The sequence below is a fragment of the Pseudomonas sp. Yb2C2 genome (assembly GCF_052112325.1).
GTDB lineage: Bacteria > Pseudomonadota > Gammaproteobacteria > Pseudomonadales > Pseudomonadaceae > Aquipseudomonas > Aquipseudomonas marginalis.
On record NZ_JAVAJK010000011.1, the window covers coordinates 202,390 to 217,193 of the forward strand.

Consider the following 14,804-nt stretch of genomic DNA (forward strand, 5'->3'; position numbering starts at 1 on the left):
ATGCATATCGATTTGCGCCAGCTTCGTCACTTCATCGCCCTTGCCGAACAACGCAGTTTTGTCGCCGCCGCGTTGACGGTGAACCTGTCGCAATCGGCGTTCAGTCGCAGTATCCAGGCCCTGGAACACAGCGCCGGTTGCCAGCTGATTGACCGTGGCCGCAAAGACCTGGCGCCGACCAAACAAGGCCAGGTATTGCTGGAGCACGCTCGGCGCCTGGTCAGCGGCGCACAGCAACTGGCCAACGAGATCAGCCAGTTCAATGGCCTGGAGGCGGGGGAATTGCGTTTCGGCTGCGGCCCGGCACCGGCCAGCGGCTTGATCCCCCGCGCCATCGGCAGTTTTATCGGGCGCTACCCCAAGGCACGGGTGCAGTACCAGGTGGACGACTGGCAGAGCCTGAGCAAACGCCTGCTCAGTGAAGAGTTCGAGTTTTTCGTCGCCGACACCCGCCACTTCGAAGCCAACCCCGACTATCACACCCACCGCCTGCGCCCGCGCCGCTGGTATTTCTGCTGCCGCGCCGGCCACCCACTGGCCGGACGTGGCAGCGTAAGCGCCGCCGAGCTGATGAGTTACCCACTGGCCGTGACCATCCGCCCGCCCAACCTGCGCAAGGTCATCGTCGACCTCAGCGGCCGGCCCGATTACCTGCCCAATGTCGAATGCGAGAACGGCTATAGCCTGATGGGCGTAGTGCTGCGCTCCGACGCCATCGGCATCGTCAGCGCCAACAGCGATGTGCTGCACATGGCCCGGGGCGAACTGGTGTGCTTGACGATCGAGGGCCTGGCGGAGGATCTGGAGGAGCGTTACACCCGCTACGGCGTCGTCAGCCGTGCAGGGTATCGCTTGTCGCCGCTGGCCGAAGCGATGATCGAGCAGATCAAGCAGATCGATGAGTTGGATGAAGAGGTGTGCGCGCTGGAGAACGTCGCCGTCTAGGCCATGCATCCACTGCATCAAAGCCAGTCCCCAAATGCACTTGCCAGCCCCCCACCCGAACGGCGAAAAACCTCACCTGTCCTCCGTCTGGTGAAGTCCCATGTCCCACCCCCAACCCGTGCGCAACGTGCTGTACATCATGTGCGACCAACTGCGCCGCGATTACCTGTCGTGCTACGGCCACGCCCACTTGCACACGCCGAACATCGATCGCCTGGCCGCCGCCGGTGTGCGCTTCAGCCGCGCCTATACCCAAGGCACCATCTGCGGGCCCTCGCGCATGTCGGCCTATACCGGGCGCTACGTCAGCAGCCACCAGGTGGCGTGGAACGCGGTGCCGTTGCCCCTGGAAGAACTGACCCTCGGCGACTACCTGCGTCCCCACGGCATCCGCACGGCACTGGTCGGCAAGACCCACGCCACACCCAATGTTGACGCCTTGCAACGCCTGAATATCGACCCTGACAGCGAGCAGGCCGAGCCATTGAATGAGGTTGGCTTCGAGGCGTACCTGCGTCACGACGGCATCTACCCCGACAGCCCGCTGTTCGAGGATAAACGCGAGTCCGCGCCCTACACCCATTACCTGCGCGAGCAGGGCTACAGCGGCGCCAACCCGTGGCACGAATGGGCCAATGCGGCAGCCGGTGAAAACGGCGAAGTGCTCAGCGGTTGGCACATGCGCAATGCAGGCCGCCCCGCACGCGTGGCCGAGGAACACTCGGAAACCGTCTACACCACCGACCGTGCGATCGACTTTATCCGTGAGCAGGCTGAACGACCGTGGTGCCTGCACCTGTCCTATATCAAGCCACACTGGCCCTACATCGCACCGGCGCCCTATCACGCACTGTATGGCGCCGAGCATATCCAGGCACCGATCCAGCCAGGGGAGACCAGCGATCACCCGGTGTACCAGGCGTTCCGCCAGCACCAGGAGAGCCTGAACTTTTCCCGTGAGGAGGTACGGCTCACGGTGATTCCCACCTACATGGGCCTGATCAAACAGGTCGACGACCAACTGGGACGCCTGTTCGATTTTCTGCAAGGCAATGGCCGTTGGGACGACACCCTGATCGTGTTCACCAGCGACCATGGTGACTTCCTCGGCGATCACTTCCTCGGCGAAAAAGAATTTTTGCTGGAACCTGCCGTGGGCATTCCGCTGATCGTGCGTGACCCACGCGCCGCTGCCGATGCCAGCCGTGGCACGGTGGACGCGCGCCTGGTGGAAACCATTGATGCACTGCCGACCTTCCTCGACGCCTTGGGCCTGCCCGCAGCCGAGCACCGCCTGGAAGGCCGCTCACTGATCCCGCTGCTGCACGGCCAGGCAACCCGCTGGCGCCGCTACGCCATCGCCGAGTACGACTACGCCTTCCAGGCCCCGGCCCGCGAACGCCTGGCGCAACCCATCGACCGTTGCCGCATGACCATGGTGCGCAGCGAACGCTGGAAATACCTGGCGTACGACGGCTTCCGCCCACAGCTGTTCGACCTGGAAAACGACCCGCAGGAACTGCACGACCTGGGCAACCACCCGGCCTATGCCGAAGTGCGCGAAACCCATTTGGGGTATCTGTTCGAATGGCTGCGCGGGCTGAAGCGACGCACCACCATCAGCCACGCAGAGATCGATCTGCGTGGCCAACGGTTTCGTTACGGTGAGCCGCAAGCGGAGAAAGTGGTGCAGATCGGCGTGTGGTAAACCACACATCGAATGTGGGGGGTCCCACTACCTCTTCGAAGTAGCGTAGTCGCGCAGCAAACGGGTACCTCTGTGGTGAGCGGGCTTGCCCCGCGTTGGGCTGCGCAGCAGCCCCAGAACCAGGCGCAGAGGAGTGCCTGATACACCGCATTCGTCTTCATCAGGGGCGCTTCGCACCCCAACGCGGGGCAAGCCCGCTCACCACAGGTACGGTGTTCGCCGTTGACTGACTGGCATCAGGGCTTGCCCCCTCCCACATTAGAGACCTTTGGTGGTCTGGCTGCGCTGCCCTTGCACGCCCACCGGCACATCGCCCTTGAGCGTCACCCGGCGCACGATGCGTTCCTGGGTGCCGTAGTCGTCGACGGCGTAATGCTGGGTGGCGCGGTTGTCCCAGATCGCCACGTCGCCGGTGTTCCAGCGCCAGCGCACGGTGTTTTCCAGGCGGGTAACGTGGCTTTGCAGCAGGTTGAACAGCTGGGTCGAGTCCGCCTGGGAATAACCTTTCAGGCGCTTGACGAAGTGCCCCAGCAGCAGGGTTTTCTCGCCACTGACCGGATGCACGCGCACCACCGGGTGCTCGGTTTCGTACACCGTCGAGGTGAAGACCTTGCGGTATGCCTCAAGTCGCTCGGCCGATACATCCGGCTTGAGCGCGGCGTAGTCGTATTCGTTGCTGTGCACTGCCCACAAGTTATCCGCCAGGGCGCGCAGTTCGACGCTGAGGTCGTTGTAGGCGCTTGAGGTGTTGGCCCAGACCGTGTCGCCACCGGACTTGGGCGCCAGCACCGAACGCAGCACCGAGGCTTTCGGGTAGGCGTCGACGAAGGTCACGTCGGTGTGCCAGGAATTGGCCCGCTGGCCACGGGTGCCGTCCAGCTCCATGAGGAAGCGCGTGCCGTCGCGCACCGGCACCGTCGGGTGGGCAATCGGCTCGCCGAGCAGATGGGCAAAGGCTTCCTGGCTCTGGTCATCGAGGTGAGTCTGCTCACGGAAGAAGATCACCTTGTACTGCACCAGCGCCTGCTGGATGGCTTCGACCGTGGCGGCATCCAGATCGCCGGAGAGTCTGATACCGCGAATCTCGGCGCCGATGCGGCCGGCGACCGGGTGAATATCCAGCGCCTGGGCGACGGGTTGAACAGCTAATGCGGCGTTGCTCATGGTGATGACCCTCTTGTGCCTGCTGATGGGGACGCTTTCCGACAACGCTCTATCCATATGCAATTTAGGTCTAGCAAATGAACGAATGCTTCATTGACGGAATAAGAGCTTGCATTTAAAACCTCTGCTCCCGTGGTCGCAAATGCCTTCGACCTATTTTTAAGATGCAGGGAAAGCATATGGATCTTCGCCAACTGCGCTACTTCATCGCCCTCAACGAACACCGCAGTTTCGTGCGTGCGGCAGACGCCATGGGCATCACCCAACCGGCGTTCAGCCGCAGCATCCAGGGGCTGGAACAGGAGTTCGGCTGCGTGCTGGTCGACCGTGGCCACAAGGACCTGCGCCCCACGCCGGAGGGCCAAGTGGTGCTGCAACATGCCTTGTCCCTGGTGCACGGCGCCGCCTTGCTGAGCAGTGAAGTGACGCGCATGACCAAGCTCGACGCCGGCGACCTGCGCTTCGGCTGCGGCCCGGCCCCGGCGGTGAAACTGGTGCCGGATGCGGTGGCGCGCTTTATCAGCGCCCACCCGAAAATCCGCACCAGTTTCCAGGTGGATAACTGGGAAAAACTCAGCCGTGCCCTGAGCCGTGAAGAGATCGAATTCTTTATCGCCGACATCCGCCAATTCGAAGCCGACCCGAATTTCCAGACCCGCGCGCTGACCCCCAAGCGCGGGGTATTTTTTTGCCGACCGGGGCACCCGTTGCTGGCCAAGGACAGCCTGTCGACCAACGACATGTTCGACTACCCGCTGGCGGCGCCGCTGATCTCACAGGGCATTCGCAAACTGTTGGCGAACCTGAGCGGGCGCATGGATTTTTCCCCGAGCATCCAGACCGAACATTTCCCGGCGCTGGTGAAGATCGTACTGCAGTCCAATGCCATCGGCGTGGGCACCGAGGAGGCATTCGCCGAAGACATCGCCCAGGGCACGCTGAAGCTGCTGCACTGGCGCAACCTGCCGCAGAACATGGAGACCATGAGCGCCCGCTGCGGGATTGTCAGCCGCACCGGTTCACGGTTGTCGCCGGCGGCGAAGGCGATGATCGAGACGCTGGTGGAGGTGGACAGGCAGGAGGTGAGTGTGGCGGTTTGAAGGGCCTCATCGGGGGCAAGCCCCGATGGCCATGAGTATCTACACAACTTCAATAGAATAGTGCGTAGCAGCTGTCGAGCCCCGGCGAGGCTGCGTCGGCCGCGACTCGATCTTGGATCGGCAGCGCGCCTCACGCAGCCTCGCTTGCGCTCGGCAGCTGCTACGGGAGGCCTTGATGGGGTTGGATAAGACGGTATCTACGCAGAAGGCTCGCTCAAGTTGTGTAGATACCCATGCCCCGATGGCGATAGCCCAGCACCACCCGACTCAAAGCCCCGCCGCCGCCAGATTCGGCGCCACCCAGTCACTCACCTGGAACGACTTGCGAATCAGCTTCTCCTTGGAAGCCAGGTCCACCGAACCCTGCAATTTAGCCAGGAACACCGGGTCCAGGGTCGACGGGAAAATCTCGCTGAGGGTCTGGTCTTTCAAGTCATTGGTGAGGATCACCGGCGGGTAACTGGCCAGCCCGGACACCAGCGCTATGTAGGCTTGCTTGTTGTTGTCATCGGTCAACCATTGCACCGCCTGCTGCTGGGCCTTGAGCAGCTTGGCGACGGCGTCGGGGTGCTCGTCGACAAACTGCTTGCTGCCCACCAGCACCGCCTGGACGCTGCCGGCGCCACCGAGGTCCTTGGTGGTCAGCGGTATTTCAGCCAGCCCCTTGGCTTGCAATGCCGTCAGGTTCGAACCGCCCCAGGTGGCGTCGATCTGCTTGGCGGCCAACGCGGCATTGGCGGCGTTGTAGTCCAGGCTGATGACTTTGAGGTCCTTCTCACTCAAGCCCTGGCTGGCCAATGCACTGTCGAACGACAACTGGCTGGCCGTGCCACGGAACACCGCGACGCGCTTGCCCTTGAGGTCCTGCAAGGTCTTGATGCCAGAACCCGGTACCACGCCGAGGTACTGCTTGATGTCCCGCGCGGTAGCACTGAGCAAGCGCGTCTCCAGGCCATTGGAGCGGCCGATGATCGCCGCCAGGTCGCCCAGGTACGCCAGGTCCACCTGCCCGTTGGCGAAGGCTTCGTTGATCACAGGGCCGGCGCCCTTGAAGTAATTCCACTGGATCTTGATGCCTTGGTCGGCAAAGGCTTTTTCGAAGATCTGCTGCTCGCGCAGCACGTCCGTTATGCCCCCGCCGCTGTGCTGGCTGCCTGCGCTGAGGTCGGGCACGGCGATGCGGATTTCCTTGAGGTCGGCAGCCTGTACCAGGCCCGCCAGTGCGGTGCCTGCGACCAGGGTGATCAGACGTTTGAACGGCAGTTTCATAAGCGCAGCTCCTTGTGGGCGAGGGTCGCCTGGGGAGCAGAAAGTAGGCACAACCTGGTCAAAACTTTAAATACTATAAATTCACAATTTAATAGCTTTTAGGACTATGCGAAGGGAAACGCAGGCTCCAGAGGGCTATGCATGAATAGCATCGAAAATATTCTTCGAATGCATTGGATGCGTGCCGGGGCGAGGCTTTAAATGGCTTTTCTTATCCCCCAATCATCTTGATTACGTTTTTATAAGATCGAAATCACATAACGCCCTTGGCGACAACGGAGGTCCTCCATGGCCCGAATCTCACTTTTGAGCCTCCCGCTCGCGGCTCCCGGCGCCACACCACGTTGGCCGCTGCGCAGTGAACGGCTGTTGCCATGGTTGCTGCCGGTGACGCTGTTTGCGCTGTGGTGGCTGGCCAGCCGCAATCACTGGATGAGCGAGCAGATCCTGCCGCCACCGTCCCTGGTGTGGAGCAGCGCGGTGGAACTGGCCGGCGGCGAGCTGTGGAGCCACCTGGCGATCAGCCTGCAACGTCTGTCCTGGGGGTTGCTGGCGGGCATTGGCGCCGGGGCGCTGCTGGGGGCGGTGTTGGGTTTCAGCGCGCGCGCCGAGCGCCTGGTGTTTCCGACGTTCAGCGCGTTGTCGCAGGTACCGACCCTGGCCTGGATTCCACTGTTCATGGTGTTCTTCGGCATTGGCGAAACCCTGAAACTGGTGGTGCTGGTGAAAGCGATCGTGGTGCCCGTCACCCTGCATACCCTGGTGGGCGTGCGCGACGCCCAACCCCAGTTACGCGAAGCCGCCCGCGTGTTGCGCCTGCCCACGCACCTGTTGATCCGGCGCCTGATCCTGCCTGCCGCGCTGCCCGCCTTTATGGCCGGCGTGCGCCTGGCCCTGGCGGCCGGCTGGACCTCGCTGCTGGCGGTGGAGTTGCTGGCCTCCAGCGAAGGCATCGGCTACCTGATGGTGTGGGCGCGCCAGCTGTTCATGCTCGATATCGTCTTCGTGTGCATCGTGGTCATCGGCGTATTCGGCGTGGTGATGGACCGTGGCATTGGCTGGCTGGACCGCAAATGGGTGCACTGGCCCCACCCGGCCACGGCGCAGATTCGTCGCGGCCCGCGCTATCAAGGCTGGCAGCGCCTGCAACCGTGGTTGCTGCCCCTGCTGTTGCTGGCGCTGTGGCAGGTCGCGACGCAACAAGGCTGGGTCGACACGAACATTCTGGTCAGCCCATGGGTGGTGCTGCACACCACCGTCGCCGGGGTGGTGGATGGCAACCTCAGCGGTGCACTGGGCACCAGCCTGGGGCGAAGCCTGGGCGGGTTGCTGCTCGGTGGCGGCCTTGGCTTTGCCATGGGCCTGTGGCTGGGACTGTCACGGCGCAGTGAGCGGGTACTCGGGCCGACCCTGGCCGCCTTGCGCCAGATCGCGATTTTCGCCTGGGTGCCGCTGCTCACTGCCTGGTTTGGCCTGGGTGAGTTGGCCAAATGGGTGTTTATCGCCCTCGCCGCCTTCTTCCCGTTGTTTATCGCCACCCAACGCAGCGTGCTGAATCTGTCGCCACAGCTCAACGAAGCGGTGCAGGTGTTGCGCCTGAACCTGTTCCAACGGCTGCGACGCCTGGTACTGCCAGGCGCCGCAGCCGGCATTTTCGCCGGCCTGCGCCTGAGCCTGATCTACGCCTGGCTGGGCACCATCGGTGCAGAATATTTCATGCCGTCCAACGGCGGTATCGGCAGCCTGATGATCGGCGCCCAACAACTGCTGCGCATGGACCTGATCATGAGCGGCATGCTCCTGGTCGGCCTTACCGGCGCGGCCCTCAACCTGATCGGCCAGCGCATCGAAACCCGCGCCACCCGCTGGAGACACGCATGAACGCACCTATCGTCAGCTTCAACCATGTGGGCAAGACCTTCGACGTCGACGGCTTCGAGCTGGAAGCCATCCGCGAATTCAACCTGGAGATTGCCGAAGGCGAATTCGTCGCGATTGTCGGCTCCAGCGGCTGCGGCAAATCCACCCTGCTGCGTTTGCTGGTGGGGCTCGATACGCAGTTTCGCGGCGAGATCCGCGTCGACGGCAAAGCGGTCAGCGGCATCGGCGGCGAGCGCGGCATCGTGTTCCAGGAGCATCGTCTGTTCCCCTGGCTCACCGTGGCGGAAAATATCGGCCTGGGCCTGGTCAACGAGCCACTGAGCGAAGCAGAGCGCAATCGGCGCATCAGCGATTTTATCGAGCTGGTCGGCCTCACCGACTTCACCCGCGCCTATCCGCACCAACTGTCCGGCGGCATGGCGCAACGGGTGGCGATTGCCCGCGGCCTGGTGGCCAGCCCGCGCATTCTGCTGCTGGACGAACCCTTCGGTGCCCTCGACGCCCTGACCCGCCAGCAGATGCAGGACGAACTCCTGGCGATCCGCGCCCGCGCCAAAATCACCACGGTATTGGTGACCCACGATGTGGAGGAAGCGATTTTCCTCGCCGACCGCGTGGTGGTGATGGAGCCCCGGCCGGGGCGGATCAAGCAGGTCGTCGAGATTGCCCTGCCCCACCCGCGCCAGCGCAGCAGTTTCGAATTCCACCAGCTGCGTGAGGAGTTGCTGCATGAACTGACCAGCGACGGCCATTACCAGCCGCCCGCGCGCGAACAGATCCGCGACCTGCCACTGGCGTTTATCGCCTGCTGAAAAACCGCCTGCTGATGAGGAGTGCCTTGATGCCGCAACGTCCCAATTTTCTCGTGATCCTGGCCGATGACATGGGCTTCTCCGACCTCGGTGCGTTTGGCGGGGAAATTTCCACGCCGCACCTGGACGCTCTGGCGCTGAACGGCCTGCGCCTGACCGACTTCCACACTGCCCCGACGTGCTCGCCTACCCGCTCGATGCTGCTCACCGGCACCGACCACCATATCGCCGGTATCGGCACCATGGCCGAGGCACTGACCCCGGAGCTGATCGGCAAGCCCGGCTACGAGGGCTACTTGAATGACAAGGTGGTGGCACTGCCGGAGCTGCTGCGCGAGGCCGGTTATCAGACACTGATGAGCGGCAAGTGGCACCTGGGCCTGACCGCCGAACTGGCGCCCCACGCCCGCGGTTTCGAGCGTTCGTTCTCGCTGCTGCCGGGGGCGGCCAACCACTACGGCTTCGAACCGACCTATAACGACGACACCCCGGGCCTGCTCAAATCCACCCCGGCGCTGTACATCGAAGACGACCGGTTCGTGGAGCAATTGCCCAAGGATTTCTATTCCTCCGATGCCTTCGGCGACAAGCTGCTGCACTATCTCAAGGAGCGCGACCAGGCCCGGCCGTTCTTCGCCTACCTGCCGTTTTCCGCGCCGCACTGGCCGTTGCAGGCGCCTGCGGACATCGTCGAGAAGTACCGTGGCCGCTACGACGCCGGCCCCGAAGTGCTGCGCCTGGAACGCCTGGAAAAACTCAAGGCATTGGGGCTGATCGACGCCAATGTCGAACCCCATCCGTTGATCGAACTGAACACCCAGTGGGCCGCCTTGAGCGACGAACAGCGCCAGGTCTCGGCGCGGGCCATGGAGGTGTATGCGGCGATGGTCGAGCGCATGGACTGGAACATCGGCCGAGTGGTGGATTACCTGCGCCAGCAGGGGCAATTGGACAATACCTTCATTGTGTTCATGTCCGACAACGGCGCCGAAGGTGCGCTGTTGGAGGCGTTCCCCAAGTTCGGGCCGCAGTTGCTCACCTACCTCAACCAGCATTACGACAACAGCCTGGACAATATCGGCCGCGCCAATTCCTATGTCTGGTATGGCCCGTCATGGGCGCAGGTGGCGACGGCGCCGTCGCGGTTGTTCAAGGCGTTCACCACCGAGGGCGGGATTCGCGTGCCGGCGCTGGTGCACTATCCGCAGTTGTCGCTCAAAGGTCGTATCAGCCATGGTTTCGGCACGGTGATGGACATCACGCCGACCATCCTCGACCTGGCCGGCGTGCGCCATCCGGGCAAACAATGGCGTGGCAAGCCGGTGGCGCCGCTGCGGGGCAAGTCGTGGCTGGGCTTCCTCTCTGGCGAGACCGCCCAGGTGCACGACGACAACACCGTAACCGGCTGGGAACTGTTCGGCCGCCGCGCGATTCGCCAGGGCCAGTGGAAAGCCGTGTACATCCCCGGCCCGGTGGGCCCGGCGACCTGGCAGCTGTATGACCTGGGCCAGGATCCCGGCGAAATCCACGACCTGGCCTTGAGTCATCCGGACAAGCTCGCCACGTTGATCGGCCACTGGCAGCAGTACGTCGACGAAACCGGCGTGGTGCTCAGCGCGTCGCCGTTTCAGCCGGATTGAGCCGGGCCTGGGGCGACGCCATGGGCTCAAGCCGATTGGCCCGCGCAAACGTGCCGAAATCATTGAAGCGCACGCCCATCTCGGCCATGACCTTATGTGCCACCTTGGCCGTCATCTGGCGGATGTAGAACGGCTCCTTCACCACAAAATGGTGAATCCCGTGGGTGCTGCCGAAGTTGAAGCAGAACGCCTGCAACGGCCACAGCCACCACGGGTTCAGCACTTGGGTTTGCTGGATCACATTGCCCGGTTCCACATCGCCGTAGTAGTGCATGTTGGAGCTGACAAAGTGCAGGCAAAAGGTGCGCAGCACATTGGGGCCGATGATCACCACGGCGGCGATGTCGATCACCTGCATCATCTGCAAGGTGCCGGTGGACCAGTCGATCGGCGTGCCCAGCAGGCTGGCGATGCCGTTGGCGGCATGGAAGCCGAGGAAGATATACCACGCGCCCCAATGCAGCAGCGCCAAAGGTGCGTAGACCAGCAGCGAGCGCTTGAGGATCTTGAGTTTGTGGCCCCAGGTCTTGGCGCGCAGCATGCGGATAAACGCCGACATCACGTTATCGCCCACCATCAGCAACCGCGCCAGGCCCCAGGGCTCGCCGTTGGTGATCGCACGTTCCTCCATATCGGTCTCGGTGCCGGAGACCTTGTGGTGATTGAGGTGCAGGTGCCGACGGATCCACGGGTTGATGGTACTCGGCCGCGCCAGCCACACCAGGCCCATCATCAGGTTGTGGGCCACGCGCTGTTTACGAAAGTACATGCTGTGGATCAGGTCGTGTTCCAGCTCGTGGGTCAGTGAGGCCAGGAACGCATTGAGCAGCAGGCAGGTCCACCAGGCCATATGACCGCTGATATAGAGCGCCGCCGAGCCCATCATGCCGAGCAAGGCAAAGGCCAGGATACCCGCGCCCAGGGCGTCCTGATGCTGCAACCACGGGTGCCGGCGACGCAAGCGCACGCCTTCGGCGAGCACCACTTCACGGATATGCGCCGAACGCTGTTGCGCGTTCATCTGCTGGGGACTTGCAGAAGTACCGTCCATGCTCCCATCCTCTTATTCATTGAGGGTTACATCCTGCACCAGGGCTTCTTGCAGGACGCTAGCCCCACACGCCAACCTGTTGACCGCAAGCGCCAATCGCCATGACCGAACCGACTTCCCTCGCCAGCTGGACCCGCGCCCTGCGCAAGCAGCTCGATGCCCTGGGCCTCGACAGCGCCGCGCTGTGCGCCCAGGCCGGGCTTGATCCGCAGCAGATGGACGACCCCAACGCGCGTTACCCGCTGTCGGCCACCACGCGCCTGTGGGAACTGGCGGTGCAGGCCAGCGGCGATCCGGCCATCGGGTTGCGGGTGTCGCGGTTTGTCAGCCCGACCACCTTTCATGCGCTGGGTTATGCATTGGTGGCGAGCGGCAGCCTGCGCGAGGTGTTCGAGCGCATCGTGCGGTATCACCAGGTGGTCAGCGATGCCCTGAGCCTGGAACTCAGCGGCGATGGCGAGCGCTACCGCTTTCGCCTGCTGCAACCGCCAGGCAGCCCGGCGCCGGCGCTCGAAGCCATCGATGCGTTTGCCGCGATCTATGTGCGCACGTGCCGCAATCGCCTGGGCCGCGACTATGCGCCGCTGGCGGTTTACCTGCGGCGCCCGCAACCCGCCGACCCCAAGCCCTGGCACACGGTGTTCCGCGCACCGGTGTTTTTCGGCGCCGAGGAAGACCGCCTCGAATTCGCCGCCAGCGCTTTCGACAGCCACCTGGACGACGCCAACCCGGAACTGGCCGAACACAACGAAACCGTGCTCAAACGCACCCTGGCGCAACTGCAACCGCTGACCTGGGAGCGCAAGGTGCGCGCGGCCATCGAGGCGCAACTGCCCGATGGCGAGCCGAGTGCCGAGCGGATTGCCCAGGCGCTGCACTTGAGTTTGCGCAGTTTGCAGCGGCATCTGGCGGATGAGGGGTGTCGGTTTGATGCGTTGCTCAATGAGTGTCGCCAGAACTTGGCGTTGCTCCACTTGCGTGATCCACAGTGTTCATTGGCCGAGGTCAGCCATCTGTTGGGATTTGCCGATACCAGCAGCTTTAACCGGGCGTTCAAGCGCTGGACGGGGATGACGCCGGGGCAGTTTCGGGATGGGTTGCGGTAAGGGGATATGTGGGGAGGCTGAAGGTCTCATCGGGGCATGGGTATCTACACAATTTTTCAGCCCCTGACAAATCTCACTGTGGCGAGCGGGCTTGTCCCGCGCTGGGCTGCGTAGCAGCCCCAAAACCAGCCTCTACAGAGTGTCTGATACACCGCGTTCTTCTTTACTGGGGCTGCTACGCAGCCCAGCGCGGGACAAGCCCGCTCACCACAACAGCCCTATCTGCCGGGCGCTCAGTGTTGAGCCCAAGTTGTGTAGATACCTATGCTCATCGGGGGCAAGCCCCCACATTTGAAATGCGTTCTCCTGTGGGAGGGGGCTTGCTCCCGATGGCAATCTTTCAGGCACTACAGTGACGGGATCAATCAGCGACCCCGATCCCGCCGCAACAGTTTCCTGACCCGCATCACCAACCCCTTGGCCTCAAACGGCTTGAGCAGGTAATCATCCTCATGCAGCTCCAAGCCGCGCAGGCGATCTTCAATCCCGCCCGGCGTGGTCAGGAACAACACCGGCGTCTCACCCTTCTGCCGGATGGCCTGCTGCAGCTTCCAGGCATTCAGGCCAGGCAGCATCACATCCAGGATCACCAGGTCGTATTCGGCGCTTTCGACAAAGCGCTGCGCCGCCATGCCGTTGGCCGCGACTTCCACGGTGTAGCCGGCCTCGTTCAATCCCCGGGCCATCCGCTGTGCCTCTTCGGATTCATGTTCCACTAACAGCACACGCATAACACACCTCGATTGATCAGGTTTGCAGGCTAACACCCTCAGGTGTGCGCCGCCTCTCGTAGCCGCTGCGCATCGAGGATTTCGATCTCGCCGTAGCCCAGGCGCACGATGCCCTGGGCTTGCAGGTCCTTGAGCAAGGCATTGGTGGTCTGGCGCGACAGGCTCAACATCGCCGCCAGGTCTTCCTGGGGCAGTTGCAGCACGCGTTTTGAAGGCGCCATGTCGCCGTAGCCCTCAACAATCATCAACAGCCGGTGGGCCAGGCGCACCGAAGCGGGCATCAGGCTGAGCTGTTCGAGGCCGATAAAACTCAGGCGCAGCTTCTGGCTCATCAGCAACGCCAGGTCGCGCCAGTAGCAAGGGGATTGATCGAGGATCTTCAGCAGAGCCTGCTGCGGCACCTGCACCAGCGTGCACGGCCCCGTGGCGCAGGCGTCGTGGGTGCGCGGCAAGCCGTCGAACAGGCAGATCTCGCCGAACCAGTAGGGCGCCCCCACCAGGCTCAACAGCGCTTCCTTGCCGTGCTCATTCACCGCACTGACACGCAACGTGCCGTCGAGCACCGCATACAAGCCGCAGGGGGGGTCGCCGCGCTTGAACAGGTATTGACCCGCCGTCAGCTGCCGCAGCCGCGCATGGGCGAGCAGACTATGCTGGAAAGGTACGGGCAGGTGACTGAACCAGTGGCCGACGGCCAACCGGGAGTGCCATTGCGTCGCATCCATGAGAACTCCGAAGATTGTCGCCCAACTGACAGTTAGTCCCAGGCTGACAGGGCATGATCAAACATCCTACAGGAGGAACAACAATGAAAAGCCTCGTCGATCACCTCAGTCAATACGCCGCGTACCACCGCGACCCACGCAATATCGCCAGCCACTTCATCGGCATCCCGCTGATTGTGGTCGCCGTGGCTGTGCTGCTGTCACGCCCCGAATGGGCTGTGGGTGGGCTGTGGCTTTCCCCGGCAGTGATAGTGGCGCTGTTTTCCGCGTGGTTTTACCTGCGGCTTGAACTGGCCCTGGGCGCGCTGATGACGGTGTTGATGGGCTTGTCGGTGTGGGCCGGGCACGTGTTGGCGGCGCAGAGCACGATGGTGTGGCTCAGCAGCGGGGTGGGAATGTTCGTGGTGGGCTGGGTGATTCAGTTTGTCGGGCATTACTACGAAGGCAGGAAGCCGGCGTTTGTGGATGACGTGTCGGGGCTGATTGTGGGGCCGCTGTTTGTGGTGGCGGAGGTGGCGTTTTTGCTGGGGCTGCGCCAGGGTTTGAAGCAGCAGATCGAAGAGCGCTCGGGACCGGTGGTTCGCCGCGATCTGGAGCCGAGACAGATCTGAATATGGGAGGGGGCTTGCTCCCGATTGCAGTGGGTCAGCAGCAGATAAGCTGGCTGAAACA

13 protein-coding genes are annotated in these 14,804 nt (G+C 63.1%); 8 read left to right on the forward strand and 5 right to left on the reverse strand.

All coding sequences use genetic code 11. The features are described from left to right. Positions 1–945: a LysR family transcriptional regulator gene (locus Q8X51_RS17405; protein ID WP_065926336.1), complete on the forward strand. Its 945-nt coding sequence runs from the start codon at positions 1–3 to the stop codon at positions 943–945. A 100-nt stretch (positions 946–1,045) separates the two neighbouring features. Continuing rightward, positions 1,046–2,653, forward strand: coding sequence for an alkaline phosphatase family protein (locus Q8X51_RS17410; protein ID WP_407694662.1), 1,608 nt, complete (start codon positions 1,046–1,048; stop codon positions 2,651–2,653). Between the two features lie 258 nt (positions 2,654–2,911). On the opposite strand, the gene Q8X51_RS17415 is transcribed toward Q8X51_RS17410, so the two are convergent. Further along, positions 2,912–3,817, reverse strand: coding sequence for a TauD/TfdA dioxygenase family protein (locus Q8X51_RS17415; RefSeq protein ID WP_407694663.1), 906 nt, complete (start codon positions 3,815–3,817; stop codon positions 2,912–2,914). Between the two features lie 179 nt (positions 3,818–3,996). Between Q8X51_RS17415 and Q8X51_RS17420 the strand changes: the two genes are divergently transcribed. Then, positions 3,997–4,917, forward strand: a complete 921-nt coding sequence (locus tag Q8X51_RS17420) for a LysR family transcriptional regulator (RefSeq protein WP_065941063.1) — start codon at positions 3,997–3,999, stop codon at positions 4,915–4,917. 267 nt (positions 4,918–5,184) lie between these two features. On the opposite strand, the gene Q8X51_RS17425 is transcribed toward Q8X51_RS17420, so the two are convergent. Further along, entirely contained in the window at positions 5,185–6,186 is a 1,002-nt protein-coding gene (locus tag Q8X51_RS17425) for an ABC transporter substrate-binding protein (protein WP_323146834.1), read from the reverse strand. A 288-nt stretch (positions 6,187–6,474) separates the two neighbouring features. On the opposite strand from Q8X51_RS17425, the gene Q8X51_RS17430 reads away from it, so the two are divergent. From Q8X51_RS17430 to Q8X51_RS17440, 3 genes are read left to right on the forward strand one after another with little or no spacing between them, the layout of a single operon-like run. Next, entirely contained in the window at positions 6,475–8,067 is a 1,593-nt protein-coding gene (locus Q8X51_RS17430; RefSeq protein WP_407694664.1) for an ABC transporter permease, read from the forward strand. Further along, positions 8,064–8,879, forward strand: a complete 816-nt coding sequence (locus tag Q8X51_RS17435) for an ABC transporter ATP-binding protein (RefSeq protein ID WP_065926330.1) — start codon at positions 8,064–8,066, stop codon at positions 8,877–8,879. The genes Q8X51_RS17430 and Q8X51_RS17435 overlap by 4 nt, the downstream gene beginning before the upstream one ends. 29 nt (positions 8,880–8,908) lie before the next feature. Next, positions 8,909–10,519 (forward strand): arylsulfatase, encoded by a 1,611-nt coding sequence (locus Q8X51_RS17440; protein WP_065926329.1) that lies wholly within the window; start codon positions 8,909–8,911, stop codon positions 10,517–10,519. Here Q8X51_RS17440 and Q8X51_RS17445 read toward each other — a convergent pair. Next, the gene (locus tag Q8X51_RS17445) at positions 10,491–11,570 is read right to left on the reverse strand and encodes a fatty acid desaturase (protein ID WP_137212715.1); all 1,080 of its coding nucleotides are present in this window, start codon (positions 11,568–11,570) and stop codon (positions 10,491–10,493) included. The genes Q8X51_RS17440 and Q8X51_RS17445 overlap by 29 nt on opposite strands. 101 nt (positions 11,571–11,671) lie before the next feature. Here Q8X51_RS17445 and Q8X51_RS17450 point away from each other — a divergent pair, with 101 nt between their 5' ends. Beyond that, on the forward strand, positions 11,672–12,676 hold the full coding sequence (locus Q8X51_RS17450) for an AraC family transcriptional regulator (protein WP_137212714.1): 1,005 nt from the start codon (positions 11,672–11,674) through the stop codon (positions 12,674–12,676). A gap of 365 nt (positions 12,677–13,041) precedes the next feature. On the opposite strand, the gene Q8X51_RS17455 is transcribed toward Q8X51_RS17450, so the two are convergent. Together Q8X51_RS17455 and Q8X51_RS17460 are read right to left on the reverse strand one after the other, a co-directional pair. Next, positions 13,042–13,407: a response regulator gene (locus Q8X51_RS17455; RefSeq protein ID WP_065926326.1), complete on the reverse strand. Its 366-nt coding sequence runs from the start codon at positions 13,405–13,407 to the stop codon at positions 13,042–13,044. 38 nt (positions 13,408–13,445) lie between these two features. Then, positions 13,446–14,132: a Crp/Fnr family transcriptional regulator gene (locus tag Q8X51_RS17460; protein WP_065948537.1), complete on the reverse strand. Its 687-nt coding sequence runs from the start codon at positions 14,130–14,132 to the stop codon at positions 13,446–13,448. A gap of 83 nt (positions 14,133–14,215) precedes the next feature. On the opposite strand from Q8X51_RS17460, the gene Q8X51_RS17465 reads away from it, so the two are divergent. Then, the gene (locus tag Q8X51_RS17465; protein ID WP_065948538.1) at positions 14,216–14,743 is read left to right on the forward strand and encodes an Mpo1 family 2-hydroxy fatty acid dioxygenase; all 528 of its coding nucleotides are present in this window, start codon (positions 14,216–14,218) and stop codon (positions 14,741–14,743) included. The last annotated feature ends 61 nt before the right edge of the window (positions 14,744–14,804 follow it).

Coding starts and splice junctions, on each gene's coding strand:
- Q8X51_RS17405 (WP_065926336.1), top strand. CDS start 1: ATGCATATCGATTTGCGCCAGCTTCGTCACTTCATCGCCCTTGCCGAA.
- Q8X51_RS17410 (WP_407694662.1), top strand. CDS start 1,046: ATGTCCCACCCCCAACCCGTGCGCAACGTGCTGTACATCATGTGCGAC.
- Q8X51_RS17415 (WP_407694663.1), bottom strand. CDS start 3,817: ATGAGCAACGCCGCATTAGCTGTTCAACCCGTCGCCCAGGCGCTGGAT.
- Q8X51_RS17420 (WP_065941063.1), top strand. CDS start 3,997: ATGGATCTTCGCCAACTGCGCTACTTCATCGCCCTCAACGAACACCGC.
- Q8X51_RS17425 (WP_323146834.1), bottom strand. CDS start 6,186: ATGAAACTGCCGTTCAAACGTCTGATCACCCTGGTCGCAGGCACCGCA.
- Q8X51_RS17430 (WP_407694664.1), top strand. CDS start 6,475: ATGGCCCGAATCTCACTTTTGAGCCTCCCGCTCGCGGCTCCCGGCGCC.
- Q8X51_RS17435 (WP_065926330.1), top strand. CDS start 8,064: ATGAACGCACCTATCGTCAGCTTCAACCATGTGGGCAAGACCTTCGAC.
- Q8X51_RS17440 (WP_065926329.1), top strand. CDS start 8,909: ATGCCGCAACGTCCCAATTTTCTCGTGATCCTGGCCGATGACATGGGC.
- Q8X51_RS17445 (WP_137212715.1), bottom strand. CDS start 11,570: ATGGACGGTACTTCTGCAAGTCCCCAGCAGATGAACGCGCAACAGCGT.
- Q8X51_RS17450 (WP_137212714.1), top strand. CDS start 11,672: ATGACCGAACCGACTTCCCTCGCCAGCTGGACCCGCGCCCTGCGCAAG.
- Q8X51_RS17455 (WP_065926326.1), bottom strand. CDS start 13,407: ATGCGTGTGCTGTTAGTGGAACATGAATCCGAAGAGGCACAGCGGATG.
- Q8X51_RS17460 (WP_065948537.1), bottom strand. CDS start 14,132: ATGGATGCGACGCAATGGCACTCCCGGTTGGCCGTCGGCCACTGGTTC.
- Q8X51_RS17465 (WP_065948538.1), top strand. CDS start 14,216: ATGAAAAGCCTCGTCGATCACCTCAGTCAATACGCCGCGTACCACCGC.